Raw genomic sequence first — 23,150 nt, forward strand, 5'->3', positions numbered from 1 at the left:
CGCACAGAAGCAGGGCAACTCCCATGAACATTCTTGTAGTCGAAGACGAACCCAAGGCCGGCAATTACCTGCTTAACGGCCTGCAGGAGCTGGGCTACTCCGTCAGCCTCGCCCGCGACGGCGTGGACGGTTTGCACCAGGCCCTGGAAACCTCGTTCGACGTGATCGTGCTGGATGTGATGATGCCGAAGATGGACGGCTGGGAAGTCCTGCGCCGCTTGCGCAAGGAAGCCGATACGCCGGTGCTTTTTCTGACGGCCCGCGACGATATCGCCGACCGCATCAAAGGCCTGGAACTCGGCGCCGATGATTACCTGATCAAGCCCTTCTCCTTCGCCGAACTGGTGGCGCGCCTGCGCACCCTGACCCGCCGTGGCCCGAGTCGGGAAGAAGAACAACTGCAGGTCGCCGACCTGCAGATCGATGTGCTGAAACGCCGCGTGACCCGCGCCGGCACACGCATCACCCTGACCAACAAAGAGTTTGCCCTGCTGCATTTGTTTGCCACTCACCAGGATCAGGTGTTGTCGCGCTCGCTGATTGCCTCGCGGGTGTGGGACATGAACTTCGACAGCGACACCAACGTGGTGGACGTGGCCGTGCGGCGCCTGCGCCTGAAAATCGACGACCCGTTCCAGCTCAAGTTGATCCACAGCGTGCGGGGCATCGGCTACCGCTTCGATACCCAACCATGACCCGCCGTCGCCATTATTCACTGACCCTGCGGCTGGCGGTGATTTTCGCCCTGCTGGCCTTCGCGCTGCTGGCCACGCTGGGCGTTGCGCTGTACCGCGAACTGGAGCGTGAGTTGATCAAGCGTGACGACGCTGCGCTGATCTATCGCACCGATCAGTTACGCAACCTGCTCAACGACAGCAATACGCTGGATCTGATCAAGACCAAGCCGGAGCTGTTCCAGAACATGCTGGGCAACAGCGAGTCAGTGCTGAGCATTGCGGCGCCGGGGCAGAAGCCCTTGCTGCTGGTCAACCCGGGCAATATCGAGATGCCGGTGGTGCCGGCCGTTGCCAAAGACCACGCGCTGGGCCTTGCCGATGTGCACCATCTGCCTGGGGTCAACGACGTCCCCTTCGCCGCCGTGGCGGCGTCGATCGATTCCGGGGACCTGGGCAGCCTGCAAGTCACCACCGGACGCTTGATGACCGAACGCACCGCCATGCTCGCCAGCTATCGCCTGAGCGTGTTTATCCTGGCAAGCATTGCCGCGATCATCCTTGCCCTGGTCGGGTACTTGCTGGTGCACCGTGGCCTGCTGCCGTTGCGACGCCTGGCCCGGCATGCCCAAGGCATCGGCGTCGGCAACCTGGCCGAGCGCCTCGACAGCCACGGCGCGCCAAAAGAGTTGCTGCCGATGATCGACGCGTTCAACACCATGCTCGAACGCCTGGCCAGAGGGTTTGTGCAACTGGGCCAGGTGTCCACAGACATGGCCCACGAACTGCGTACGCCGATCAACAACCTGCTGGGCGAAACCCAGGTCGCGCTGCAACAGAGCCGCAGCATCGAGAGTTATCAACAGTTGCTGGCGTCCAACGTCGAAGAGCTTGAACGCCTGGCGCGGATGCTCGACAACATGTTGTTCCTCGCCCGCACTGATCCGGCCAGCGCCCTGCGCCAACGCCAGGAACTCAGTGCAGCGGATGAAGTGGAACGTATCGCCGATTACTTCGAAGGCCTGGCCAGTGACGTGGAGGTCAGCATTCGTGCCGAAGGTGAAGGCGTGATCTGGGCTGAACCGATGCTACTGCGCCGGGCCCTGGCGAACCTGTGCGCCAACGCGATCAAATATGGCGCGCCGCGTTCCGAGCTGCTGATCCAGGCGGTGCCACAGGCCGAAGGCATCACCCTGAGGGTCAGCAACCAGGGTGAAACCATTGCTGCCGAGCACCTGCCACGGCTGTTCGAGCGCTTTTACCGGGTGGATGAATCGCGCGAGCGCTCGGCCCAGTCCAATGGCCTGGGCCTGTCGATTGTGGCGACCATCATGCAGTTGCATAACGGTCGATACAGCGTGAGCAGCGAGGCAGGACTGACGTGTTTTGAGTTGTTTTTTCCGAGGCGGGACGACTGAATCGCGCGCCCCAGGCGCCTGGTGTTATTTTGCAAAAATTTGGCTGTCACCCCTGGCCGGAGTTCCCACTATTCTTTTCCCCAAAGCGCGTGCTCAGTATTGGAAACAGGTGAAGTGCAGTGGAAAGGAAACACTATCGATTCGGCGGGACAAGCTCGCTGAACACCCCACCTCAAGGCAGAGGTGGCGGCGGTAACGACGGAGGTTCAGGCATGGAAAAACGATTGGGTCTACTGGAAAAGGGGCTGGCTGAAATGAAAGAAAGGCTGATCACCGTTTCGAGCAGGGCAGACTCCCTGGAAAAGCACTTCGCGACCAAGGCCGACCTTACGACCACCGAGGTGAATCTCATCAAATGGTACGTGGCCACCGCCTTCGCAATGACTGGCCTGGCGTGCGCCATCACCTTCGGGCTCACCCGCCTGTTTGCTACCTGACGATGACCCGCGCAGGTCAGCTGACCTGCCCGCCCGTTTCCGTCACATCCACTGATGTATGCCAAGCGGCCAGCAACGCCACCCGGAGTCCCTCGACCTGCGTCTCCAGTGCCATTGACGCGGTGCCCGAAGCCAGCACTTGTTCGGGCAGATATGGCACGTGGATAAACCCACTGCGCACGGCGCTAGCAGCCAGTGCATGCTGCAATAGGTAAAACACCTGGTTACACACGAAGGTACCGGCCGTGTGCGACACCGTCGCCGCAATCTCCGCTTCGCGCACCGCCTTGACCATCGCCTTGATCGGCAGCGTGGTGAAGTAGGCTGCGGGGCCGTCAGCCACCACGGCGGCATCAATCGGCTGCTCGCCGAGGTTATCGGGAATACGCGCGTCATTCAGGTTGATCGCCACCCGCTCCATGGAAATAGCACTGCGCCCCGGCCCCAGCCCCGTGGCGATCACCATCGCCGGCTGCAATTGGTCGATCAACTGGATCAGGCACTCACCCGCCGTGGCAAACGCACACGGCAGCCGACGCGCAACAACCTGCACATCGGCGCCCAGTTGCCAGCCATCCAGCAGGCGTACCACTTCCCAGGACGGGTTTATCGGGTCTTGATCAAAGGGCTCGAAACCCGTCAACAATAGGGTCTGCATCACGGCCTCACATCAACAGGTAAAGCAGGACAATATTGACCACCAGCATCATCAGCGCGGTCGGCAGCTGGGCCTTGATCACCGCGTTTTTGTCGGGCAACTCCAGCAGTGCTGCCGGCACGATATTGAAGTTGGCCGCCATCGGTGTCATCAACGTACCGCAGTAACCCGAGAACATGCCAATCGCGGCCATCACTGCGGGGTTGCCGCCGTAGATCCCCACCAGCACCGGCACGCCGACGCCGCCGGTCATCACCGGGAATGCCGCGAAGCCGTTCCCCATGATCACCGTGAACAGTGCCATGCCCAGCACATACACCATGACTGCCACCAGCTTGAAATCCAGGTTGATGTAGGTGGTGGTGACATGCGCGACGGCCGTACCGACTCCGGCTTCATTGAACAACAGCCCCAGCATCGCCAGCATTTGCGGTAGCACCATGGCCCAGCCCAGGGCCTCGGTCAGGCGCCGCGATTCGCGCAAGGCCTGCACCGGGGTGTCGCGGGTCAGCCAGCACGCCAGGCCGAGGGCGATCAGGCACCCGATGCCGAGGGAAACGAAGGTGGTGTTTTTCGGGTCCAGCAGCGGTACGCCGCCGATCTCGGTGTGCTTGAGTAATACCGAGCCGATCACCGTCGTCAGGGGAATCGCCAACGCCGGGATAAACAGTTTGTGCCCCAGGCGACCGGCGCTGGCGCGGGACGCCTTGTCATGCAGCTCGGCGTGCGTGCCACGGCCGACGCCACCCAGCCCGGCAATCAACGCCATGACCACCACGCCCACACCAATGACCACCGAGGGCAGGCGCTCGCCCACCAGGAACGGAACCGCGAACAGCAACCAGAACAAGGCGCTGGACCAGCGCTTGGGGTGGGTCCGATCCATCAGGATCATGCCCGCAGTGATCAGCAGCAGCACTCCGGCGAGCCAGTACAGGTATTGAATCGAGATGATCATTGCGCGGCCTCCACGGCAGTGGCCACCGGCGTCATCTCACGGGTCAGCCGCCGGTCGAACCGATGCAGGCGAATCGCGTGAATGATAAACGCGCAGATCGCCGTCGGGATGCCCCACACCGCGATGTGCAGCGGCTCGACATCAATCCCCGAGCCCAGCAGGAAGGTGTGCATCAGCGCAATCGCACCAAAGGCGACGAAGATGTCCTCACCGAAAAACAGGCCGACGTTGTCCGTCGCAGCGCACATGGCCAGCACCTTGTGGCGCAACTTGTCCGGCAACTTGCCGTAGCGTTTTTCCGCTGCGCCCTCTGCCATCGGCGCCAGCAGTGGGCGCACCATCTGCGGGTGTCCGCCGAGGCTGGTCAAGCCCATGGCGGCCGTGGATTCACGCACAAACAGGTAGATGATCAACAGGCGCCCTACCGTGGCGCGCTCGAACCGCGCGATCCAGTTCTGCGCGTGCAGGCGCAACCCATGGCGCTCCAGCAAGCCGATAACCGCCAGCGGCAATAACAGAATCAATTGCAGGGCACGGGTCTGAAGGAAACCGTCGCCCATGGTCGCGAGGATTTTTTCCAGCGGGAAGTGGGCGGCAAGCCCGGTGGCGATGGCGGCGGCGGTCACCACCAACAGCGGATTGAAGCGCAAGACAAAGCCAACCACGATCACAAGTACGCCGATCAACGGCCATAAGTTCACAACAGTTTGCATGGCGGTGAGGTCCTTTAATGCGCGCTGCGGCGCCGTTACAGCAGGATGTGAACAAAGGGTTCACAGCAGGAAGTGGCGTGCAGTCGGCTCGGTTTTTTATTGTTGACCCGGAAGGTCGAGCGTCAGTGGCGGCAACTTTGCTGCCTGGGGGCGGGAGGTGTCCAACAAGAAAAATTGTTGCTGCAAACCAATAAATTTTGTCGGGGTTTGCTGCGCACACGTAACAAGATGTGGACAGGTAACCCGCGAGTCACGCATCTTAGCGCCGCCCGTTGATCGGGTGCGGCACCGGGTACCGGCGCACGCCTCTCTCACTATTGTTGTGGATATGGAAATTCGATGAAAACCCAAAAGGTCCTGATCGCCCTCTCGTGCGCCGTTGCCCTGTCCCTGCTGGGCGGTTGTGCAGCGAAAGTTAAAAGTGGCGGCAGCGCAGCACTGGCCATCCCGGAAGCGGCCAAGCAGAACCTGGTGGTGAGCATCCAGGGCGAAAAACAGGTGGAGCAAAACCCTGACTGGAACCTGCTCAAGCGCGACTGGAATAACGCGCTCCAGGTCGAAGCACGCCAGGCCGGCTTCACGGTCACCGAAAGCCCTAAAGTCGCGGCCAATGGTGAAGACGGCGTGGGCATCAGCATCAACGTGAGCAAGTTTCGCTACATCGAACCGGGTTCGCGGTATGTCGCCGGTGCGCTGGTGGGTAATGCCTGGGTGTTCTCCCGCGCTGACTACTCCGACTTGAAATCCGGCGCGCCCATTGGCTCACGCACCTACGACACGTCATCCTCGGCCTGGGAAGGCGTGGCTTCGGCAATGACGCAGAAGCAGGTCCAGGCAATCGCCAAGCAGATGATCAGCGACATCAAGAGCGCCAAGGCCCAGTAAGCCACCGCGCCTGCAAAAAGGGCCAACCGCTGGGTTGGCCCTGACACTGCAATTCCGCCTGGCTTGCTTCAGAGTTGCTTGAGGGTCTCACGCGACACTTCTTGCAGACCCGCCTCGGTGATTTTCTTCCAATCACTCTCCGTCACCGCCTGCATGCTTTCATTCTTGCGCGTCACCACATTCAGCGCAGTGGCGCCCGGGGTTTCGATACGCAGGTGGGCTTTGTTACTCACGTCGACAGAGAAGAAGCCTGGGGTAAACCAGGACCAGAATTCGACAATATGCACGTTCACTGGCGCGGCATCCGGAGTGCCTGGCTCGGTGACGACCTGGTAACCGGCCTGCTTGTAAGCCGCGGCTACCGACTCATTCACCAGTTGGGAAACGGTGCGGCCAGAGGGCAGCAACACGTCGCCCAACCCTTTGCCGTAACCGTTGCGCTTACGGGCAATGGCGCGCTCGGTAATCGACTTGTCATTGACCTCGTCATTTTTCAGCGATGGCGTATCCGGGCTTCGTGGAGCTATCTGGAAAACGCGATCATCCACGGTGCTGATCAGGACTTTCTTGCCATTGCTGGTTGCTGCGGCCTGGCTTGTGCTGAGCGGCGCAACATTGACATCCACTTCCGACCGACTCGTGGCGCATCCCGCCAGAACCATCAGTGCCGCAATCCCCACCACTAACCGAACGCTCATGACTACCGCTCCTTATCGCCATCATTGGCATGGCCGGATATCGGCCGGCGACGATTGTACATGCGCGATATCATTTAGACATCACTCCGACTTTTTTGAAGTAACTGCATACCGGTGAGTGTGTACTCAAGCCCGACCCGGTATCGTCAACCCAGAACGACCGTCAATGAACAAGGGGCAGCACCGGTGACTTCTTCCGCCACACCCACCGCCGAGAATGGCCTCAGCATCCGGACCCGCCTGATCGCCCTGGTGGTCGCCGTGACTTTCTTCATGGAAAACCTCGATGCCACGGTGATCGCCACGGCATTGCCGACCATGGCCACAGCGTTCGGGGTCACGCCGGTCGACATGAACATCGGCATCACCGCCTACATCCTCGCCGTGGCGATCTTCATACCGTTGTCCAGCTGGATCGCCGACCGATTGGGTGCGCGCCGGGTCTTTGCCGGCGCGATCATCGTCTTCACCCTCGCCTCGCTGCTGTGCGGACTGAGCCAGAGCCTTGAAATGTTCGTCTTTGCGCGCGTCCTGCAGGGCATCGGTGGCGCACTGATGGTGCCCGTGGGGCGGCTGGCGGTGCTGCGCAATACGGATAAAAAAGACCTGGTCAAAATGATCGCGATCATCACCTGGCCCGGCCTGGTGGCGCCGATCCTGGGGCCAGTGGCCGGCGGACTGATCGTCACCCATGCCTCCTGGCCCTGGATCTTCTACGTGAACCTGCCGCTGGGCGTGTTGGCATTGGCCGCCGCACTGTGGCTGGTGCCGGAAGGTCGCGAAGCCAGCGTGCGCAAGTTTGATGCGAAGGGTTTCGTACTGCTCGCAGGCGCCTGTGTCGCCTTGCTGGGCGGGCTGGAATGGCTGGGCAGCGAGGCCGGCGAAATGCTCATCCCAGGCGTGGTGCTGGTCGCAGCGGGCATCGCGTTGGCGGTGTGGGCCGTGCACCACTGTCAGCACCATACTGACCCGTTGTTGCCGCTGCAGACCCTGGCGATCAATACCTTTCGCGTGAGTATCTATGGTGGGTCGCTGTTTCGCCTGGCCATCAGCGCGCTGCCGTTCCTGCTGCCGCTGTTGTTTCAGGTGGCCTTTGGCTTATCCCCGGTGGACGCGGGCCTGTTGGTGCTGGCGGTTTTTGCCGGCAACCTGGCGATGAAACCCTTGACCACGGCCATCATGCAGCGCTTCGGCTTTCGCCAGGTGCTGCTGGTGAATGGCGTGATCGGGGTGGCGTCGATTGCGGCGTGCGCCCTTTTCACCGCGCAGACCCCGCTCGCGGTCATCGCAGTGGTGCTGTTTGTGGGCGGGTTGTCACGCTCGATGCAGTTCACCTGCTACAACTCGATTGGCTTTGCAGATGTGCCCAAGCCACGCATGAGCGAGGCATCGGCGTTGTTCAGCATGTCGTTCCAACTGGCCATGGGGATGGGCGTGACGGCAGCGGCGCTGTTGTTGCGCGCGTCGATGAGCGTGCAGGGGCATGAGATTCACGCACAAGTGGGTGACTTCCGGGTGGCGTTCATTGGGGTGGCATTGCTGGGGGCGCTTGCGCTGGTAGACGTCTATCGACTGCCAGCGCACGCGGGAGAAAGTGTGTTGAAGCGCGGTTGAACGCCGCCTCGTCGAATTAGGCGGTGGTGCTGACGATTGATCCCGTCGCACTGCCGCCCTCAGCGGTGACAGCCTGCAACAGCGCGGCAGTCGCTGTCTGCAACGCAGCGGCAGTGGTTGCAATCTGCGCTTGCGCCGCCGCAACCGCAGCAGCCTTGGCCGCCTCGCTCTGGTTGCTGGACTGTGCCTGCTGCATGGCTTGTTGCTGCTCTTGAAGTTGCTTTTGCAACTGCTCGATCTGCTTCTTCAACTCCTTGACCGTGTCCGACTCCGTCGAGCTGGAAGACGCTTGGCCACCGCCGCCGGCACCCGCAGTCGCTTGCGTGCCCGCGTTCATATTGACGGCCAGGCCGCCGGTACGGTTGGTGCTCTCGGTTGCCTGGGGAACCGTCGAGGTTGCAACGCTTTGACTGCTGGCTACGGCAGGAGGATTGCTAATGTTGATGAGCATGCCAAATGTCCGATGATGAAGGCTTACCGACTGCATCGGCGTGTCGGTCGATTAATTGAGGGCGGCGTCAGGATTAAATTCGAGGCAACAAAAAAGGGCCCACCTTTCGGTGAGCCCTTCTAGACCGCCCAGCAGAGCGGATTTTGTTTGGTAGGCGCGATTGGACTCGAACCAACGACCCCCACCATGTCAAGGTGACCCCGAAGCACATGCAACCGCATGATTTATAAGGGAAAACACATATTTTCTGCGCCGTGCTAAAACACCATTTCTGCCTATAAGAATCAATAACTTAGCGTTGTATATTGCTACAGTGATTGCCCCTCCACGGCGTCCTGCCGACGAACACCACTCCCAAATCCGCCACACCTCGATTACTGTATGCTCATACAGTATTTGAGTTTGCCCACCATGACCATCGACGAAGACACCTCAGCGTGGCTCGGCTGCCCTACTCCCCTGGAAATGTACAAGCACCAGTGCGCGCTGCTCGAGGATGAGCTGACGACCACTCAGCAGCTTTTGAGCAAGGCGCGAGCAAACATCGCAGGCCTGGTGCAGATGAATGATCTGCTCGCAACCGGCAAGGCGTCGGCAGAGGACGCGCTCAGGGAAGCCCTGGAGCGCATATCCGCCGAACATAGCAACGTAAGCTTTCGACCCATCGATCTGGTTACTGGTCAGCGCGACCATCTTTTCAGGGAGAATCAGCGGCTGCTGATCGAGCTGACCGCTCTCAAAGAGCCTTCAGCCTAACTCGTCGGCGTAGGCCGCTGTGGCCTCCTCGACCAGCTCCCGCCACTCTCCGCTGTCTACAAGCTTTCGCTCCAGCAAATCATCCGCCAGTTTGAGCCGAGTCTCGTAGCGCTCCTCCGGCGTGGCGGATATAAACGTCGCGTCGTTGCGCAGCGCGAACCACGCTTCCATAGCGTTTATCTGTTCGATATCAATCGTCATGAAGGTCTGCTCAGTCCAGGGTCTGCACGGTAGAGCCTGGCGGCGCGCGAACTGCTCACCAGCACCGACGGGCGGCGCGATCAGCCCGCAAGCGACTTCAGCTTTTCTTCCGTTGCAGAGTCGAATATCACGTACAGACGGTCGATCGTCTCCTCGGTCAAAGCGCGAGCCGACTCCAGACCGAGCACGAAGCCCTCGGCCCGGGCGCCCGCCTTCGCCGCAACAATCATCGAGTCCGCCCTGGCGATCTGCGCCAGCAGCTTGTCAGCCTCGCGCTCGATCTTTGGGCTGAGCGTCATGCCATCCATGCTGATTCCCCTTTTCTAAAAGGGTCAGGATAGCCCATCCAGTCCCCAGGGTTGCACAGCTCGAGTTGAACGTACTCAGGGAGAAAGAGCCCTGACATAAGCCTGGCACGCCCGCAGCGCGATCATGGCGTTATCCCCGTCGTCGGTGATGGCGATAATTCGTTGAGCATGCGCTGGGTCAAGTTGGGCTCGACGGGCAGCATGAACCACGCCGACGGCGCCGGGGGCGGAAGGCACATTGAAACCACTGGCTGGATCCTCGGCAAGGAGGACTGACAGGCGCACATCAGCAGTGGCAAGGCGATCGCGCAAAAGAGCCTGGCTGCGTTGGGCATCGGATAATTCCCTGGTGTGTTGTTGGTCCTGGGCGGCGAGCTTCTGCTCTGTGGCCAGGCGCTTGTCCTGCTCGGCGCGAGCCCCAGCCGCTGCGGCATTGCCGATTGAGGTCAGGTCGGCCTCAAACTGGGCACCCTGCTCTGCCAGTAACTTCCCGAGGCGCCAGTCCTGCACCTGCCAGGTGCCCGCGGAGCTGATCGCCATCGCCAGCAGTATTGCGATCAGGATCTGCCCGGGCGTCATGCCAGCACCTTCAGCGCCTTCTCGTACAGCGCCTGGCGGTCGGCCAACCCATTCAGGCCGCCATTGATGCGACGGGTGATCTTCACGAACTCGCCTTGATCCGCCAACGTGTTCAGCCCGCGCGTCGACCAGAACCAGGCCGCCGACATCGCGGCGTACTGCGGTTGTTCCAACAGTGTGGGTTGATTGATCAGGTCCAGGCCCAGCGCCTCGCCGCAAGCCGCATTGTTCGCACGGCCCGTTATCTGGATCAGGCCCCGGCCACGGTATTTGGAGCCATCACCCGGCACGGTATTGCCGAGATCGACGCGGCCTTCGTAGCCGGCCTGCTGCGCCGTCGGCCCCCAGATCTCGCGCACGTAGCGCAACTGGCCTGACTCATGCCCGACCTGGGCGATGAATGCGGCGATACGCAGCTTGGTAACGATCCCGTACTTGCCCATAGCGGCGTTGAGCACAGGAACAAAAACGCCGGCTTGGCGGCCGGCGTTCGGTAGAATCTGAAGCAACTGCTGCTCAGTGATCGGCATGCTTTTCTCCAGGCAAAAAAATACCCGCTCATGGCGGGTGGCGGTGTTCGGTCGAAGATCAGCTGGGCTGAATCGGCCTTTTGTTGGCGTCGGGGAAGTCAGGGTTGCTAGCAATTAATTCTCCTAAGAAATAGGCTTGGCAAATACGATAGGAATGAAGAAATTGACCGAGTTATTTACACCAATAATGTAAGGCTCAAGTCTATTAGTGCCGTAATTCCACACAACATATAGCTTTGCTGCTCTCGTCGAATTGCCACCTACATCCATGCCGATATTATTTACAAGCATGTAATCTCCGGTATCCAATGGAGAATATGCTGTCCAGTTAGATCTAGTCGTACCCTGCCCCGTCTGGCTAGAACCCGTATATGTCCAACTGGTGATTGTCCGGGTGAACTGCGCACAAGGGGTTCCGCTATCGAATAGTAAATTGGAGGCGCCATCCCATAGCCGAAGACCATATTTTGCAAGCTCACGCGATTTGAAGGCAGCACAAAAGTAATTACCAGCACCAGCAGACGAGAAAGAAAACCCAGTCCAATTTCCCGGGCTGCCACTGATGGTGGTGTACTGGAAGGTAGTGCTACCGTCTGGACGGACAAATACCAAAGGAGGCTCAGTCGTTGTAATGGCGGGGGAGAACACGGCGCCGCCCGAGTATCTGCCAGACTGTACAATCACAAGCCTGGAGAACTCAGAGTCGAGCGTTACCACGTCGTTATTGTTGGTAAACGTCAAGCCGAATGTCATCTACCTGTCCTTCATAACTAACAACCGCTGAGGACCAAGTCCATTAATTGCATTAACTGCCCCGGTACGATTGCCGAACCAAACTGTCACCCCGCCAGAGTAAACCGCTGGCTCGTACTGAACTGCGTAGTTGTTCTGGGCGTTTGGGTCTTGAGGGTAAGCGCCAATCGGGATACAGACTGCGGAGTGTGTTGCTGGCGACACGCCAGGGATGGAAATATTGATGTACCTCTCACCTCCTGTGATGAATGCAACTACTGCAGAATAAACAATCCTCACAGTGAATGAGTTCTCATCCAGTTCCAACTTCCCTGTTGGCCCCCAAATTCTCATCCCGAAGTTCATGCCGTCAGATCTCCGAGCTGTACGCGCTTAACGTTGTTTTCGTCATAGACCTTGATCGCGCGATTGGTCATCGTCAGGCGCCCACCACCAGGTGCGGGTCCGTTGAACTCCAGGTTGCCCGCCTTATCAAGACGCCAGCCTTTTACCCCCGCAACGTAATCGTCGGACTGCAGCGCCTGTCCGATCTTCAGCATGGTGATGCTGCCGTCACGGATGAAGGCGGTGTCGATGTAGGCTGCGTTGTCCTGCACCACGAATGGGTAAAAGACGTTTGTGGTGTTCGGATCAACGATCGCGAACCGACTCGCGGCTATCAGCACCTGGCTGGTGATAATCCCCTCGTTGTTTTCGACACCGACGCCGATGCCAGCGAGATAGGGCTTCCCGTCGACGGTGAGCTGCGTCTTGATGCTGTACATCGCCGCCAGTTCTGACTTGAGGGCCTCAATTTCAATTTGGGCACCGCCACCCGAATCAATCTTCTCAAGCAGGTGCTGGCTGAGCTGGGTCTCGGTGATCTGATCGTTGAGGTAGTCCAGGATAGGGCCGGCATCCGAAGAGGACTGGCCGGTAACCGGGCCGTAGAAGGCACCCAAGTTTCCGATTCGATCCACCAGGCGCGCCCAGAAGAAGAACCGCTTGCCGGCGGCAAGGCCCATGATCGTCAGGTCCGTCTGCGGGTTGGCGTAGTCGCCAAACTTGGCCGCGCTGGCAATATCCGAGGTCTCGCTGTACCAGATCTCCGTGCGCTGCAAGTCAGCGGTGCTCAGGTCCTGAGGGATCGACCACTGCAGCTTGATGCCGAACACGATCGATTGGGCTGTGAACGAGGATACAGTCGGTGGTGGCGTGGTCTTCCCGTTCAGCACGGTCTCAGCCGAGGTCGCAAACACCGACCCGATATCGAGCGAATTGATCGCGCGAACCTTGGCCACGTAGCGCCCTGCGTAGATTCCGCTCACATCAATCGATGTGGTGCCGGTGCGGCCCGCAAAGATCCAATCGCCATCGTTCTTGCGCCAGTAAACCTCGTAGGCGATCGCTGATTCGGGCTTCTCCCAGGCGATCGTCATAACGCTGACCGCGGTGCCCTGGTCGACGAAGTGGTCATTGCTGACTGTCACGTTGCCAGGTGGCGGCTGCACGCTGGGCGGAATCACCGTCACGGGCGGCTGCTCGATCCGGCTCCCGTTGTCGATCGCGCTGTACTTGCTGGAGTTGTGGCGAACAGCGGTGATGTTGAACTTGATCTCCGTGTCGGAGAAATCCTCAACCACCGACATCACCCGAAACTGCTGCACCGCCAGAGTTGGCGAATCGATGGCCCACATCGAATGTGTGGGGGGAAGATCCTCCAACCGCTCTACCAGCACCACCTGCTGCACGTCGGACGGGAAGCCCGTGGTGTCCATGGTGATATTGCCGTTGTCCCAGGTGATGCCAGTGCTGTCCCAGGTCAGCGGGTATCCGACGGATTTGATCGCCCGGGAAATGGCCTTGCCGTTCGGCATGATCAGCGTGATGGTATCGCCCGGGTACGCGGTCACATCGGCATCCAGGACGAGCGTATCCAGTGTTGAAGAGCGCAGGCGCCCGCCAATGCGACGGCCTGCCCGGTCGTTGTCTGCGATGCGGATAATCTGCCCTGGGCGCGCAAGCGTGCCGTCCAGGCCCACCGAGAAACCAACGCTCTCTGTCTCCAGACGGTTGGTGAGCAGAGCCCACTTACCGATCCGCTGGGCCTGGGCCTGGGATGTGCAACCTGTGGCCGTGATTTCGGTCTGCTGAATGCCGTAGCGGCTGATCCCAGCCTGATCGTCAACATACTCGACCTTCTGCCGGTAGAAGTCTGTCGGGTCGTTCCAGCTGACCAAGGCTACGGTGTAGCGAGTCTTTTTCGACGATCCGAAGTAGCTGAACTTGCCGTCTATGACGTTGGCGTTTGAATATGTGTAAACCGGATCTTCCGGCATATCGCACAGGGCAGTAACAGAGCCGCCCGCCCAGTACGCCATCCCGCGAAAGGTCGTCGAAAGGTCCTGCAGCACGCGCAGGGCGTCAGCACGCACGGACAGGTAAAGGTTGCAGGTGAATCGCGGGTGGGTACCACCCTTGCCGTCCGGTACCATCTGATCGCAGTACTGGCCGATCCTGTAGAGCTCCCACTTGTCGACCTGTCCAGCGTTCAGAAGGTGGCCCAGGCCATAACGAAAGTGCAGCAGCAGGTCGTAGAAGATCCACGCCGGGTTATCGGTCCAGGCGCTTTTGAAGCTACCGTCCCAAACGCCGGAGTAAATCCGGGTCGCGGGGTCGTAATTGCTCGGCACGCGGATAATGCGCCCGTACAAATCGAACGAACGAGTCGGGATCGACTGGAATTGAGAAGCGTCGAACTGGACACCAATCACCGCCGACCCTGGGTAACGCAACTTCGCGTCGATTACTTCCGTGATTGCGTCGATGGTTGTGGTATCGGCGATTGCGGAGCTGGTCGCGTTTGGGGTGGCTCTCACCACGCGCACCTGCCAACCACTGTTGGCGGGTGGAAGGTCCACCCGATGTGACCGCTCGTATTTCGTCGATGTTTTACCGCTGAACGACGAAATGACCATAGGCACGTATGGGCCGCCGTCGGTAGAGAGCTCAATCCGGTACTGCACGGTATAGCCGCTGGTGTCGCCGTTCGAAGTGTTTGTCTGCGCGAGCCGAGGCACTGAAATTCGAACACGCTCGGCCGACAGCTGCAGGTTGGTGACAGCCCTCACCCACGGCTGGTCGTAACGAAGCTCTACGCCCACCCCTACCTCGCTCTCCACCGCCGGGAAGCCAGGGATATGCGTCTGATCCTGGCTGCCCGTCCGAACATCGAGCGTCACTCCGCTGAAGTTCAGTGAACCATCCGCGTTGGCCAGGGGGGTTTCACCGAGAAAGACAGAGCGCATGCCATCCACCAAACCGACAATCTCACCCTCGCTCACAAGGTCGAGAATTCGGGCGTACGCAACGCTTTGCAGGTTGTCAGGGGCCTCAACTGACGGGCGCGGCTTATCCTCGCCGCCCTTGCTGCCGGCGATAGCTAGATTGGTCATGGCTTTCCTTCGGGCAAAAAAAAGCCCGCTCGGTGACGGGCCTGGTGGTGGATGGGCGGTTACATCTGGTCTTCGGAGTAAATGCCGGCGCTGATCACCGCGCTGCCAACAATCATCCTGCCGTAAAGCAGTGGGACAGGGTTGCCCTGAACGCTGGTATTGACCGGTCCGTTGAAGCTGTAGCTGGGTCTGTTGTTTGGGCCATCCTGGGTGCCGAGGCCTTTAGCTTGAGGGCTGAGCATTTGAATAACGCCGCCTGCCGCCAACGCCAACCCGACGCCGAATAGCGGCTGAAACCCAGGGATGAATGAGACCGCAATTAGTACTGCCCCGATGATCGTCTGCAACAGTCCCGCTCGCTTTGACCCTGAAATTACTGGCGCAATACGAATCACATCCCTGCCAGTCGGCTTTTCAAGATCGGCCTCAGAGATGTTGCTACGCCCATTGAAGACTGCAAATCGCAAACCCTTGCCAGAGCTTTCAATCATGTATTTTTCGAAGCCTGGGAACTGAGACTTGAAATACCCCATCACGTCTTTGAACCCTGCGGAGGTAGTGACCTTGTGTTCTCGCCCAAAAAGGCGAGCGAGTGAACCAGAGAGCAAAACGATCTGCATTTTCGATTCTGAAGCAGAACTATTCATAAAAACTCCAGACAAAAAAAAGCCGCCCTTGGGCGGCCTTCTTAAATGATTTAGAGACATCGATTTAGAGCTGAAGATAGCCCTCCTCGACCTATTTGCGACCAAGATGCACGCTGGTAATGCTTGATAATGCTACCGTTTCGCTGATCAGAAAGAACAATGTCCAATACGTCATCGGTCTGTCCAGTATCCGAGCCTGCGACAATGCGGAATCCGGATGTAGTCTCGTTCATGACGGCATTTGAGCGATAGTCCTGCCAAGCAGGGTACACACACAGGGCAAGTGCTTTAGGCAGCTTTTGTGAAACCTGAGTGCTCACTGGCTTTTGAGCCATCAAGTCTGATGGCGTTGAGCATCCAGCCAGCAACAAGACCGTCGCCACCCCAAAAAAAATACGCATATCGTCAACTCCATGTGATTTGAGCCGACGATACCATTTTGATCAGGGCTTGGCGTCCCGGTGCCGCCAGTAGCCGACCGTCACCTCGGACCAGTAGCCGCCGTACACGTCGCGCTTGCTGTCTCGGTTGTACAGGTGGTGCAGAATCGACCCCGGCGCGGGGTAGTGCTCCGGCTCAGTCTTGAGCACGCCGTCGGCCAGGTAAATCGCTCCGTGGTTGGGAACCGGTGAGCGGATCTGCATCAACACCAGGTCGCCGTGCTGCAGCGTCGAGACCTTCTGGAAGCCGGCGGCCGGCAGATTCTCCAGGTACAAATTGCCGCCTTTATCCCACCAGCCATCCTCTCGATCGAAGTCGCCCAGTTCAATGCCCATCTCGCGGCGGTAGAAGTCGAGGATGATGCTCAGGCAGTCGCTGACGCCGTGCGAAAAGGCCCGGCCAATCAGCGGGGCCTCGTACCCGACCGGCGCAAAACTCACCAGCTCGCCGACGCGCACCACGTCGTCGTCTCCCTTCCGCACCTCCAGAATGTGCCAGGGCAGGCCTGATGCCTCGCAAGAGATGCGATCGGCTTCGCTGGGTGCTGCTGGGTAGTCCGGGTGGCTGTGCACAACTGCCAGGATCGCGCCACGGTCCTCGGCGCCGGCGTAGTCCTCCGGCGCCAGGCGGAAATGCTCGCTTGGCGTCGAGGCGGTGTTGCGACAAGGCACGTAGACCTCCTTGCGGCCCTCGCGCACCAACAGCCCGCAGCACTCGCGGGGGTACTCGGCGATCGCGTGGGCCTCGATCGCTGCCCTGCTTGCTTTGTTCATGGTTATGCCCTGATCAGGCCGGCGGCCGGAAACGATCCGTACGGCAGCGGGTTATTGGCGCCGAAGCGAAGCTTGCAGCTGGTGAGCCGCCCTCCGCACTTATCCTTCGCGGCATCGGTGATGATGATGTCGTTTTCGTCTGCTACTGGCGGGCCGTTGTACCCGCAGTACGGGCCGCGATATCCGCCGCAGGAAAGCCACCAGCAGACGTTGGCCACGATCTGGCGCCGGGGCAGTTGAACGCCCTGGAAATCGAGAGCTGACGCCAGTTCGAACTGCACTACCTCGTTGTCTTCCGAGGCCTTGCGCTCGACGTACCAGATGTCCGGCGGCAACTCCTCCTCAGGATCTGCCTCGGGCTGCCCGTCCAAGTACTTGCCCAGCGTGCGGTGCCGAATAAGCTTGGCGCCCACCAGGTCCTCGAAGTACAGCACCAGGGCGGTGATAAACCCACCGACGTTGCCGACGGAGAGCGTCGGCGTGGGCTGCGCGCCCTGACCAGTCATTTCGAAGCCGCCGGCCTTGATAGGCCACGGTGAGTACTCCAGGCCCTGCCAGAAGATCGACGATTCCTGCGGGTATCCGTGGAACCGGTAAAGCTCAGCACCCAGCAACGTGGCATCGAGCTCAAATAGCTCCACCCACGCGCCGGGCTCCAGGGTCTGGATGTCGGCCGTAATCGGCATACGGTTTCCTCGGGCAATAAAAAACCCGCTCATGGCGGGTATCGCTTTTCGGTAGCAGATCAGCTTGGCGCGACTGGGCGCTTGCTGCTGTCGGGGAAGTCGGGGTTGGCTTCGTTCCACTTGCGCAGGGCCAGCCAGTATTTTTGCCACTCCTGGGCGGTGCCGGGAATGCCTTCCTCACCGTACTCGATGGCAGTGACGTTTTGCTGGGCCGTTGGCATTTGCGAGTCGCGCCACTGGTTTTCAGTGAGAATGTTCTCGGCGTAAATGACATCCTTCGGCACTTCCCATTCGCCGGTCATTAGCGCCTGATGCCTATCACTAGGGCGATCGGAAACCATTTGCACAACTGTTCCGCCTATCAGTAGTGCGTATTCGTCAATATCAATCTCTTCAGCTAGATTGACCACAAATCCTTCATTGTTAAATAACATCCTCATCATCTTCCCCCAGTAATTGATACGCCGTAGAAAGGACGATCAATAAAAGCTCCGCTAACCCGATTTACCACGTCAACATAGGCAAGATTTAAACCGACGGGATAAGCCTGGTTTCCTTGGTCTGTGGCAGTCAGCACGTTAGATAAACACACCGGAACGTAGTTAATGTTCATCATGGGAGTGATGAAATTTATGCGGTAAGTTCCGACAGCACTGCGAGTTACACTGGCGACATTGTAACTCCCTTTTATTGCACCAGTTGTCCCGTCAAAGTTAACCCAAGCCGTGCATAGTTGCTGTGGCGACCCGGTCATCTTTGAATCCAAGGCCGTCTTGAGGTCCGCCTGATCCGAGAGCGTTCCAGTGATAGCACCCCACGATGCAGACGCATTTATTGATAGCCAAGTCCCAAGACTTGATAGGAAGCGAGTCGCGCCCGCAGGTGGAGCAGGAACAAGCCCTTTGGTGCCCGCTGCGCCTGCTGATGCACCGGCCATCTCCGGAACGCCAGATGCTGAACCTGTACCGCCCTGGCTAACCGACAGGGGAGTGGTAAGTCCTGTAATTTCGGTGATGTCCCCATTTGATCCTTTGGTCGCCTTGCTTGTCACGGCCGAAGAAAGATCAGTGATCTGCTTCTGAAGCTTGCCGAATGCCGCAATGACTGTGTCAGTCGCCACGATCACCGCTGGATTCGTTGTTACCAGACCGGTGAGTACGCTTCCGAGGGTGCGCGCAAGGGTCCAATACTTATTTACCGCCCCCTCAGGTACCGAGTCGGTAGACCCTGGCGAAGCAGTGAGCAGAACGTATTGTGTTCCGCTCCACCGGTACTGATTGTTGGTGTCGATGGTGATGTAGATCTTGCCGGTCTCACCAGTGACGGGGAGCGTGCCGAAGCTGTTGAACTCGAGCACATCGTCCACGTAGCTCGGCAGCTGGCTGGCGGGGACCGTGCCGTTTCCGTCGAGCGCTGCCACGCCATTCGGCTGTCCCTTCTGTGTCCCAGGAATAGCAGCATCTGCCGTGGCCTGCGCGCCCTGCGCGGCTGACTGCGCAGCTGAAGTGCGCTGATCTAGCTCGGAGAAGTTGGCGTTGATGACCTGGCCACCTGAACGCAGATCCTGGCCACTCCCATCGTTCGGCGCGGAGCCGATGTTGAGAGGAATAATACTCATGGGTGAAATGCCTGTTCGAAGGTTGCTGTCAGTGAAAAAATCTCGGCTCCCAGGGGGGAAGTCTGGTAGCTGTCGCAGCGAAAAAGCCCCTGGGTGCCCAAGGGTGGCGTCCAGTAGAAAGGATCGGCGCCGGCCCGGGCATCCAGAAAGTCTTTGATGAGCATGATCTTTGCCCTGGCACCAACAAAGGTTAACGGCCAGGACTCAGATCTATTGTTTATGCCGTCCTTGGCCCGCTGCTCGTAGCCATCCCCGAACTTCGCCGACTTGTTTCGAAAGCTTGTGGTGCCAACCGGCTCGACTTTCGGGCACCACGTAAAAACCTCAATGGCCATATTTCATCACTCGGCAAAAAAAGAACCCCGCCGGAGCGGGGTCTGATCAGCGACCGTTGATGGCCGCCCAAATTTGACCGCCCGGTTTCAGATCTCGGGCGATCTGCTCTTGGGCTCCCTGTTTTGCCGCTTTTGCATAGGCTTGTGCTACAGCCTGGCCCTGGGCGTCATCTGGCGATCCATTGCCGGAGTCCTGAACCATGATGGTCTGCTGTATGGTCACGCCAGATCTCGGTGAAGCACTCACGCCCGGACCGTTGGCGAGACCCACGTATCCGCCATCGGCATATCCGCGTTTGTTCAGGCTTACCAGGTAATCTTTCATGCCCGGTTTATCAACCACTTCCTTCCGGATCACCACCTCGCCACCGTGAACGATGCCGGCTGGCTCGAATTTTCCACCTGGGCCGGTGTAACCGCCACCATCGAACCCGTACTGCGAGGTGTAGCCCGCGGCAGTGCTACCGGCGGAAACCGGTGCACTGCCACCTCCGAATGCTCCATTTACGGCGGCGCCAAGTGCGCTGCCGGCAATACTGCTGAACACATTCGAAGCCGCTGACTGCAAGGCCATTTTGGCAATCATCTTGGCGAAGCTTTTTGCCACATCGCCAAAGCTCTGATCAGCGCCAAAGGCCCAATCTACGGCGGCATCGGTGAGGCCGTCATATAGCGAGGTAAAGGCCGACTTCGCCTGCCCCGCGACATCCCGGGCCTGATCCAGGTAGTTGTCGAACGCTGATGACGCACCCAACGTCCAATTGCCCCTGGCCTGATCCTCGTCCTCGTAGTACTTGGCCTGCATGGCCAGGCGCTTGTCCAGTGCGGACTGCAGGGCCTGGGTCTCCTTGTCGTACAGCTCCGTGCTGAACTGATCCTTGTTGCTCTTGTTGTAGTCCGAGGTCAGCTTGTCCATTTGCGACTGATAGGACTGCTGGATGCTCAGTTGCGCTTGCAGACGCTTGGTCTGCTCATCACCCATGCCAATGCCGGCAAGGTTGTTATCCAGACCCTGCTGAGCGCTGGCGAGCTGACTTTTCAGGTTTTCATCAAACGCGGCGAGCTTTTTGCGGGTTTCCAAACCCTTTTCGCGCAACGTGTTTTCAGTTTCGAGAGCGGCGTTGCGCTTCAACTGCGCCGTGATCAGCTCCTGGTTGGCCAGCAGCGATTTCTGGTCAGCAGTGAGGGTTTTCTTGCCCTTGATGTCGGCCAGCTGCTGCTCGAATTCCACCAGCTTTTTAGCGTTGGTGCCCAGGGTTTGGCTGGCCGCCGACTGGTCGCCGATCAGGGCGTTCTGCTGCTGGAGAACGGCGTACTGCTGTTTTGCCTGGTCGAGCGCCTTGATTCCAGCATCCTCGCGGTACTGGGCTGTCTTGGGAGCCTTTGGATCCTTGTACTTGTCGTTGATGTTCGCGATGTCTTTGGCCTGCTGACCCGGGGAGATCAGCAACGACTTATCGCCAGAGGCGCGCGCCTGGATGATTCGACGCTCCACCAGCATCCGATACTCGCCCAGTTCACGAGCGCGTTTATCAGCGTTGGTTTCCGTCTCTTTGCGCAGCTTGTCCAGGGACACCTGGTCAGCCAGAGCCTGCTGTTGTTGCTGTTGCTGATAGCCCCGGGTAGCGGCGCGGCGATCCTCTTCAGCCTTCATCACCAACTTTTGAGTCTTCTCAGCCTCCAGCGCATCGACGCGAAAGCTGTCGTCAGGCACCAGGTTATTGAAGCCGTCGGCCTTGTTCAGCTTTCGCGCATTGGCGATATCGTTAAGCTGCTTGTCCAGCGCGGCGATCTGCTGGTCAAGCGTGTCTGCCCGGCCAATGTTGAGGGCAGCGTCCCAAGCACCTTTGGCGGCGTTTTTTACGCCATTCCAGCTAATTTCCAGATAGCCAAGGTTCTTTTTGATCGACTCGGAAGTCCGGTTGAGCCCCTGCTCGTAAGTGTCGTTGGCAAGTGCTGCCGCTTCCTGTGTCTTGCCCTGCTCCTGCAGAGCCTTGATGTGTTCGTAGGTCGTGGCCGTCAGGAAGTTCATCGACTCGTTGAGTTCCAGAATCTCGGCCGCCGGGTCCTTGGCGATTTTCTCGAAGTTTTTGACGGTCTCGTCGGCTGCCTGCCCCGTCGCCGACTCAAACCTGACGGCCGCAGCAGCGATGCCCTCGAATGCCTCTACCGGAATACGCGTAGATCCCGCCAGTTGCGCCAACACAGAAGCGGCCTTGCCGACAGTGCCGTTGGATTGCGCGATCTGCTGGGCCAAGGTGGACAGCTGACCGGCGGTGGTGCCTGCGGTGTTTCCGGTCATCGCCAGAGAGGTGCTATAGGCCGTGGCCTCGTCACTTCCCTGCTTATAAGCTAGGGCCAGCACGGCAGCGGCGGCCGCCGCAACGGTGAACGGGTTTACCAGCCCGAGCACATAGCCGCCCAGGGCCTTGGCCGCGGGTACCACGCCACCGAACATATCCTTGAGTTGGCCACCCTGCTGCAAGAACACCGTCATGGGGTTCTGACCGGCCTGCAGCGATACAGCGATATCTGTGAACTGCGCAGGCACGCCGCGCAAGTTGGCAGCGTACTGCTTGGCCGTCTGGCCGTTTTTGGCCATGACCTTGTCAGTTTGCTCAATTGCAGCGCGCTGCTCATCCAGCTTTTTCTTGTAAACGTCGAAATCGGCGGTCGGCAGCCTACCGGCCTTGCGATGGGCTTGGAGCTGCTCCTCCATTTTATCCAGGCGCCCATAGGCCGCCACGACGGGGTCGATGCGGCCAACCAGCTTATCCAACTGATTGGCCTGATAGGCGGCTTCCTTGGTGGTGGACTTGAGCTTTCGCTCAGCACGGTCCATGCCCTTTTCGAAGCCACCGGTGTTTGCGACCAGGTCGACCGTCAGTTGGCCAAGTGAATCAACAGCCATAAATCACCTCTTGACCGACTGCAACAACCTGAACAGGTCCTGCGCGGACGTTTCAGCTTCATCAACTACTTCGCCACGTTTCGGCAGGAAGTCTTCGAAATTGGCCTTACCGCCGTGCACGTTGTTCAGAATGGTGGCGAGCAGGGCGAAGCCCCGCTCCATTCTCAGGCCCAGGTTCGCCGTTCCGCTCTGCTCGAGATATGCCATCCACGAAAGCGCCTCGTTGTACGTGAGGTTGGCTTTCGCCTCAGCAATGGTCCGCCCGCCGATGCCGTTGAGTACCAGCTCATGCCAGAACTCTTCGGCGGGCCCTATTTTTTTGGTTTGTCAGCCGGGCCAGCGCCGTTCGCCTCGGAAATCGCATTGAGCAGGACGATAGTGAGCTCAGCGGACAGGGGCCCGTGGCCAGAAGCTTCCGAACCGACTACGTCTTCAACGGTGAACACCGGCGTGCCGTCTTTTTTGAGGACATTGGCAGCGATTCTGGTTGCCAGGTAATCGTGGCCCTTGTCCTGCTCTTTCCAGCGCTCGGTGAGCTCGACAAACGACTCCTGCCGGATGTAGATAGTCGCTTTCTGTGGCTTGCCACCCGAGTGCCAAGCGATGTCTTTTTTAACCGGTGGCGGCGAGAAGGCGCCAGCGGCCTTCAATGCCTGAATGCTGAGATCCATG

Annotated in this window: 27 protein-coding genes; 6 read left to right on the forward strand and 21 right to left on the reverse strand. The window is 59.3% G+C overall.

Translation table 11 applies throughout. The features are described 5' to 3' along the window. Positions 1–23: 23 nt before the first annotated feature. The 3 genes from BBG20_RS12460 to BBG20_RS12470 all read left to right on the forward strand — a co-directional run bounded on the left by BBG20_RS12460 (position 24) and on the right by BBG20_RS12470 (position 2,529). Positions 24–695: a heavy metal response regulator transcription factor gene (locus tag BBG20_RS12460; RefSeq protein ID WP_065903725.1), complete on the forward strand. Its 672-nt coding sequence runs from the start codon at positions 24–26 to the stop codon at positions 693–695. Next, positions 692–2,092 carry a heavy metal sensor histidine kinase gene (locus BBG20_RS12465; RefSeq protein ID WP_065903727.1) on the forward strand — a complete coding sequence of 467 codons (1,401 nt, stop codon included), beginning with the start codon at positions 692–694 and terminating at the stop codon, positions 2,090–2,092. The genes BBG20_RS12460 and BBG20_RS12465 overlap by 4 nt, the downstream gene beginning before the upstream one ends. Before the next feature lie 212 nt (positions 2,093–2,304). Further along, on the forward strand, positions 2,305–2,529 hold the full coding sequence (locus tag BBG20_RS12470) for a hypothetical protein (RefSeq protein ID WP_065903730.1): 225 nt from the start codon (positions 2,305–2,307) through the stop codon (positions 2,527–2,529). Between the two features lie 16 nt (positions 2,530–2,545). Here the strand turns inward: BBG20_RS12470 and pcp are convergent, their stop codons facing one another. Genes pcp through BBG20_RS12485 form a run of 3 tightly spaced genes read right to left on the reverse strand, consistent with a single transcriptional unit; the run spans position 2,546 to position 4,858 of the window. Continuing rightward, positions 2,546–3,187, reverse strand: coding sequence for a pyroglutamyl-peptidase I (gene pcp / locus BBG20_RS12475; RefSeq protein ID WP_065903733.1), 642 nt, complete (start codon positions 3,185–3,187; stop codon positions 2,546–2,548). Positions 3,188–3,194: 7 nt separating this feature from the next. Further along, positions 3,195–4,145: a DUF979 domain-containing protein gene (locus tag BBG20_RS12480; RefSeq protein WP_065903735.1), complete on the reverse strand. Its 951-nt coding sequence runs from the start codon at positions 4,143–4,145 to the stop codon at positions 3,195–3,197. Continuing rightward, a complete protein-coding gene (locus BBG20_RS12485) occupies positions 4,142–4,858 on the reverse strand; it encodes a DUF969 domain-containing protein (protein WP_065903737.1) in 717 nt (238 codons plus the stop codon). Before BBG20_RS12485 ends, BBG20_RS12480 begins: the two co-directional genes overlap by 4 nt. Before the next feature lie 339 nt (positions 4,859–5,197). On the opposite strand from BBG20_RS12485, the gene BBG20_RS12490 reads away from it, so the two are divergent. Further along, on the forward strand, positions 5,198–5,743 hold the full coding sequence (locus tag BBG20_RS12490) for a DUF4410 domain-containing protein (RefSeq protein ID WP_065903742.1): 546 nt from the start codon (positions 5,198–5,200) through the stop codon (positions 5,741–5,743). A gap of 68 nt (positions 5,744–5,811) precedes the next feature. Here BBG20_RS12490 and BBG20_RS12495 read toward each other — a convergent pair whose 3' ends face one another. Further along, complete coding sequence (locus tag BBG20_RS12495; RefSeq protein WP_177343943.1) at positions 5,812–6,441, reverse strand: YajG family lipoprotein; 630 nt, start codon at positions 6,439–6,441, stop codon at positions 5,812–5,814. A 186-nt stretch (positions 6,442–6,627) separates the two neighbouring features. On the opposite strand from BBG20_RS12495, the gene BBG20_RS12500 reads away from it, so the two are divergent. Beyond that, positions 6,628–8,055 (forward strand): DHA2 family efflux MFS transporter permease subunit, encoded by a 1,428-nt coding sequence (locus tag BBG20_RS12500; protein WP_083221368.1) that lies wholly within the window; start codon positions 6,628–6,630, stop codon positions 8,053–8,055. A gap of 16 nt (positions 8,056–8,071) precedes the next feature. On the opposite strand, the gene BBG20_RS12505 is transcribed toward BBG20_RS12500, so the two are convergent. Beyond that, positions 8,072–8,506, reverse strand: coding sequence for a hypothetical protein (locus BBG20_RS12505; RefSeq protein ID WP_065903744.1), 435 nt, complete (start codon positions 8,504–8,506; stop codon positions 8,072–8,074). A gap of 411 nt (positions 8,507–8,917) precedes the next feature. On the opposite strand from BBG20_RS12505, the gene BBG20_RS12510 reads away from it, so the two are divergent. Further along, the gene (locus tag BBG20_RS12510; RefSeq protein WP_065903872.1) at positions 8,918–9,262 is read left to right on the forward strand and encodes a hypothetical protein; all 345 of its coding nucleotides are present in this window, start codon (positions 8,918–8,920) and stop codon (positions 9,260–9,262) included. On the opposite strand, the gene BBG20_RS12515 is transcribed toward BBG20_RS12510, so the two are convergent. The 16 genes from BBG20_RS12515 to BBG20_RS12580 form a co-directional block, all read right to left on the reverse strand. After that, positions 9,254–9,463, reverse strand: a complete 210-nt coding sequence (locus tag BBG20_RS12515; protein ID WP_065903746.1) for a hypothetical protein — start codon at positions 9,461–9,463, stop codon at positions 9,254–9,256. The genes BBG20_RS12510 and BBG20_RS12515 overlap by 9 nt on opposite strands. An 80-nt stretch (positions 9,464–9,543) precedes the next feature. Beyond that, positions 9,544–9,771, reverse strand: coding sequence for a hypothetical protein (locus tag BBG20_RS12520; protein WP_083221369.1), 228 nt, complete (start codon positions 9,769–9,771; stop codon positions 9,544–9,546). Between the two features lie 75 nt (positions 9,772–9,846). Next, on the reverse strand, positions 9,847–10,350 hold the full coding sequence (locus BBG20_RS12525) for a lysis system i-spanin subunit Rz (RefSeq protein ID WP_065903758.1): 504 nt from the start codon (positions 10,348–10,350) through the stop codon (positions 9,847–9,849). Beyond that, positions 10,347–10,880 (reverse strand): glycoside hydrolase family 19 protein, encoded by a 534-nt coding sequence (locus tag BBG20_RS12530; protein WP_065903761.1) that lies wholly within the window; start codon positions 10,878–10,880, stop codon positions 10,347–10,349. The genes BBG20_RS12525 and BBG20_RS12530 overlap by 4 nt, the downstream gene beginning before the upstream one ends. A gap of 123 nt (positions 10,881–11,003) precedes the next feature. Then, entirely contained in the window at positions 11,004–11,633 is a 630-nt protein-coding gene (locus BBG20_RS31765; protein WP_083221370.1) for a hypothetical protein, read from the reverse strand. Positions 11,634–11,974: 341 nt separating this feature from the next. Continuing rightward, positions 11,975–15,067, reverse strand: a complete 3,093-nt coding sequence (locus BBG20_RS12535; RefSeq protein ID WP_065903765.1) for a host specificity protein J — start codon at positions 15,065–15,067, stop codon at positions 11,975–11,977. A 59-nt stretch (positions 15,068–15,126) separates the two neighbouring features. Further along, entirely contained in the window at positions 15,127–15,714 is a 588-nt protein-coding gene (locus BBG20_RS12540) for a tail assembly protein (RefSeq protein WP_065903768.1), read from the reverse strand. A 50-nt stretch (positions 15,715–15,764) separates the two neighbouring features. Beyond that, positions 15,765–16,115: a hypothetical protein gene (locus BBG20_RS31775; protein ID WP_083221372.1), complete on the reverse strand. Its 351-nt coding sequence runs from the start codon at positions 16,113–16,115 to the stop codon at positions 15,765–15,767. A 42-nt stretch (positions 16,116–16,157) separates the two neighbouring features. Continuing rightward, positions 16,158–16,928 carry a C40 family peptidase gene (locus BBG20_RS12545; protein WP_065903772.1) on the reverse strand — a complete coding sequence of 257 codons (771 nt, stop codon included), beginning with the start codon at positions 16,926–16,928 and terminating at the stop codon, positions 16,158–16,160. 2 nt (positions 16,929–16,930) lie between these two features. Next, positions 16,931–17,614, reverse strand: a complete 684-nt coding sequence (locus tag BBG20_RS12550; RefSeq protein WP_065903775.1) for a phage minor tail protein L — start codon at positions 17,612–17,614, stop codon at positions 16,931–16,933. A gap of 59 nt (positions 17,615–17,673) precedes the next feature. Continuing rightward, the gene (locus BBG20_RS12555) at positions 17,674–18,048 is read right to left on the reverse strand and encodes a hypothetical protein (RefSeq protein WP_226939965.1); all 375 of its coding nucleotides are present in this window, start codon (positions 18,046–18,048) and stop codon (positions 17,674–17,676) included. A 5-nt stretch (positions 18,049–18,053) separates the two neighbouring features. Beyond that, positions 18,054–19,232: a hypothetical protein gene (locus tag BBG20_RS33000; RefSeq protein WP_065903783.1), complete on the reverse strand. Its 1,179-nt coding sequence runs from the start codon at positions 19,230–19,232 to the stop codon at positions 18,054–18,056. Then, positions 19,229–19,567, reverse strand: coding sequence for a phage tail protein (locus BBG20_RS12565; RefSeq protein ID WP_065903785.1), 339 nt, complete (start codon positions 19,565–19,567; stop codon positions 19,229–19,231). Before BBG20_RS12565 ends, BBG20_RS33000 begins: the two co-directional genes overlap by 4 nt. 46 nt (positions 19,568–19,613) lie before the next feature. Further along, positions 19,614–22,478: a phage tail tape measure protein gene (locus BBG20_RS12570; RefSeq protein WP_065903787.1), complete on the reverse strand. Its 2,865-nt coding sequence runs from the start codon at positions 22,476–22,478 to the stop codon at positions 19,614–19,616. A 3-nt stretch (positions 22,479–22,481) separates the two neighbouring features. After that, entirely contained in the window at positions 22,482–22,793 is a 312-nt protein-coding gene (locus tag BBG20_RS33135; protein ID WP_083221373.1) for a phage tail assembly protein T, read from the reverse strand. After that, positions 22,790–23,149, reverse strand: coding sequence for a phage tail assembly chaperone family protein, TAC (locus BBG20_RS12580; RefSeq protein WP_065903791.1), 360 nt, complete (start codon positions 23,147–23,149; stop codon positions 22,790–22,792). Before BBG20_RS12580 ends, BBG20_RS33135 begins: the two co-directional genes overlap by 4 nt. Position 23,150: the final 1 nt, after the last annotated feature.

It is taken from the genome of Pseudomonas aylmerensis (genome assembly GCF_001702265.1).
Lineage (GTDB): Bacteria > Pseudomonadota > Gammaproteobacteria > Pseudomonadales > Pseudomonadaceae > Aquipseudomonas > Aquipseudomonas aylmerensis.

Coding starts and splice junctions, on each gene's coding strand:
- BBG20_RS12460 (WP_065903725.1), top strand. CDS start 24: ATGAACATTCTTGTAGTCGAAGACGAACCCAAGGCCGGCAATTACCTG.
- BBG20_RS12465 (WP_065903727.1), top strand. CDS start 692: ATGACCCGCCGTCGCCATTATTCACTGACCCTGCGGCTGGCGGTGATT.
- BBG20_RS12470 (WP_065903730.1), top strand. CDS start 2,305: ATGGAAAAACGATTGGGTCTACTGGAAAAGGGGCTGGCTGAAATGAAA.
- pcp (WP_065903733.1), bottom strand. CDS start 3,187: ATGCAGACCCTATTGTTGACGGGTTTCGAGCCCTTTGATCAAGACCCG.
- BBG20_RS12480 (WP_065903735.1), bottom strand. CDS start 4,145: ATGATCATCTCGATTCAATACCTGTACTGGCTCGCCGGAGTGCTGCTG.
- BBG20_RS12485 (WP_065903737.1), bottom strand. CDS start 4,858: ATGCAAACTGTTGTGAACTTATGGCCGTTGATCGGCGTACTTGTGATC.
- BBG20_RS12490 (WP_065903742.1), top strand. CDS start 5,198: ATGAAAACCCAAAAGGTCCTGATCGCCCTCTCGTGCGCCGTTGCCCTG.
- BBG20_RS12495 (WP_177343943.1), bottom strand. CDS start 6,441: ATGAGCGTTCGGTTAGTGGTGGGGATTGCGGCACTGATGGTTCTGGCG.
- BBG20_RS12505 (WP_065903744.1), bottom strand. CDS start 8,506: ATGCTCATCAACATTAGCAATCCTCCTGCCGTAGCCAGCAGTCAAAGC.
- BBG20_RS12510 (WP_065903872.1), top strand. CDS start 8,918: ATGACCATCGACGAAGACACCTCAGCGTGGCTCGGCTGCCCTACTCCC.
- BBG20_RS12515 (WP_065903746.1), bottom strand. CDS start 9,463: ATGACGATTGATATCGAACAGATAAACGCTATGGAAGCGTGGTTCGCG.
- BBG20_RS12520 (WP_083221369.1), bottom strand. CDS start 9,771: ATGGATGGCATGACGCTCAGCCCAAAGATCGAGCGCGAGGCTGACAAG.
- BBG20_RS12525 (WP_065903758.1), bottom strand. CDS start 10,350: ATGACGCCCGGGCAGATCCTGATCGCAATACTGCTGGCGATGGCGATC.
- BBG20_RS12530 (WP_065903761.1), bottom strand. CDS start 10,880: ATGCCGATCACTGAGCAGCAGTTGCTTCAGATTCTACCGAACGCCGGC.
- BBG20_RS31765 (WP_083221370.1), bottom strand. CDS start 11,633: ATGACATTCGGCTTGACGTTTACCAACAATAACGACGTGGTAACGCTC.
- BBG20_RS12535 (WP_065903765.1), bottom strand. CDS start 15,067: ATGACCAATCTAGCTATCGCCGGCAGCAAGGGCGGCGAGGATAAGCCG.
- BBG20_RS12540 (WP_065903768.1), bottom strand. CDS start 15,714: ATGAATAGTTCTGCTTCAGAATCGAAAATGCAGATCGTTTTGCTCTCT.
- BBG20_RS31775 (WP_083221372.1), bottom strand. CDS start 16,115: ATGCGTATTTTTTTTGGGGTGGCGACGGTCTTGTTGCTGGCTGGATGC.
- BBG20_RS12545 (WP_065903772.1), bottom strand. CDS start 16,928: ATGAACAAAGCAAGCAGGGCAGCGATCGAGGCCCACGCGATCGCCGAG.
- BBG20_RS12550 (WP_065903775.1), bottom strand. CDS start 17,614: ATGCCGATTACGGCCGACATCCAGACCCTGGAGCCCGGCGCGTGGGTG.
- BBG20_RS12555 (WP_226939965.1), bottom strand. CDS start 18,048: ATGTTATTTAACAATGAAGGATTTGTGGTCAATCTAGCTGAAGAGATT.
- BBG20_RS33000 (WP_065903783.1), bottom strand. CDS start 19,232: ATGAGTATTATTCCTCTCAACATCGGCTCCGCGCCGAACGATGGGAGT.
- BBG20_RS12565 (WP_065903785.1), bottom strand. CDS start 19,567: ATGGCCATTGAGGTTTTTACGTGGTGCCCGAAAGTCGAGCCGGTTGGC.
- BBG20_RS12570 (WP_065903787.1), bottom strand. CDS start 22,478: ATGGCTGTTGATTCACTTGGCCAACTGACGGTCGACCTGGTCGCAAAC.
- BBG20_RS12580 (WP_065903791.1), bottom strand. CDS start 23,149: ATGGATCTCAGCATTCAGGCATTGAAGGCCGCTGGCGCCTTCTCGCCG.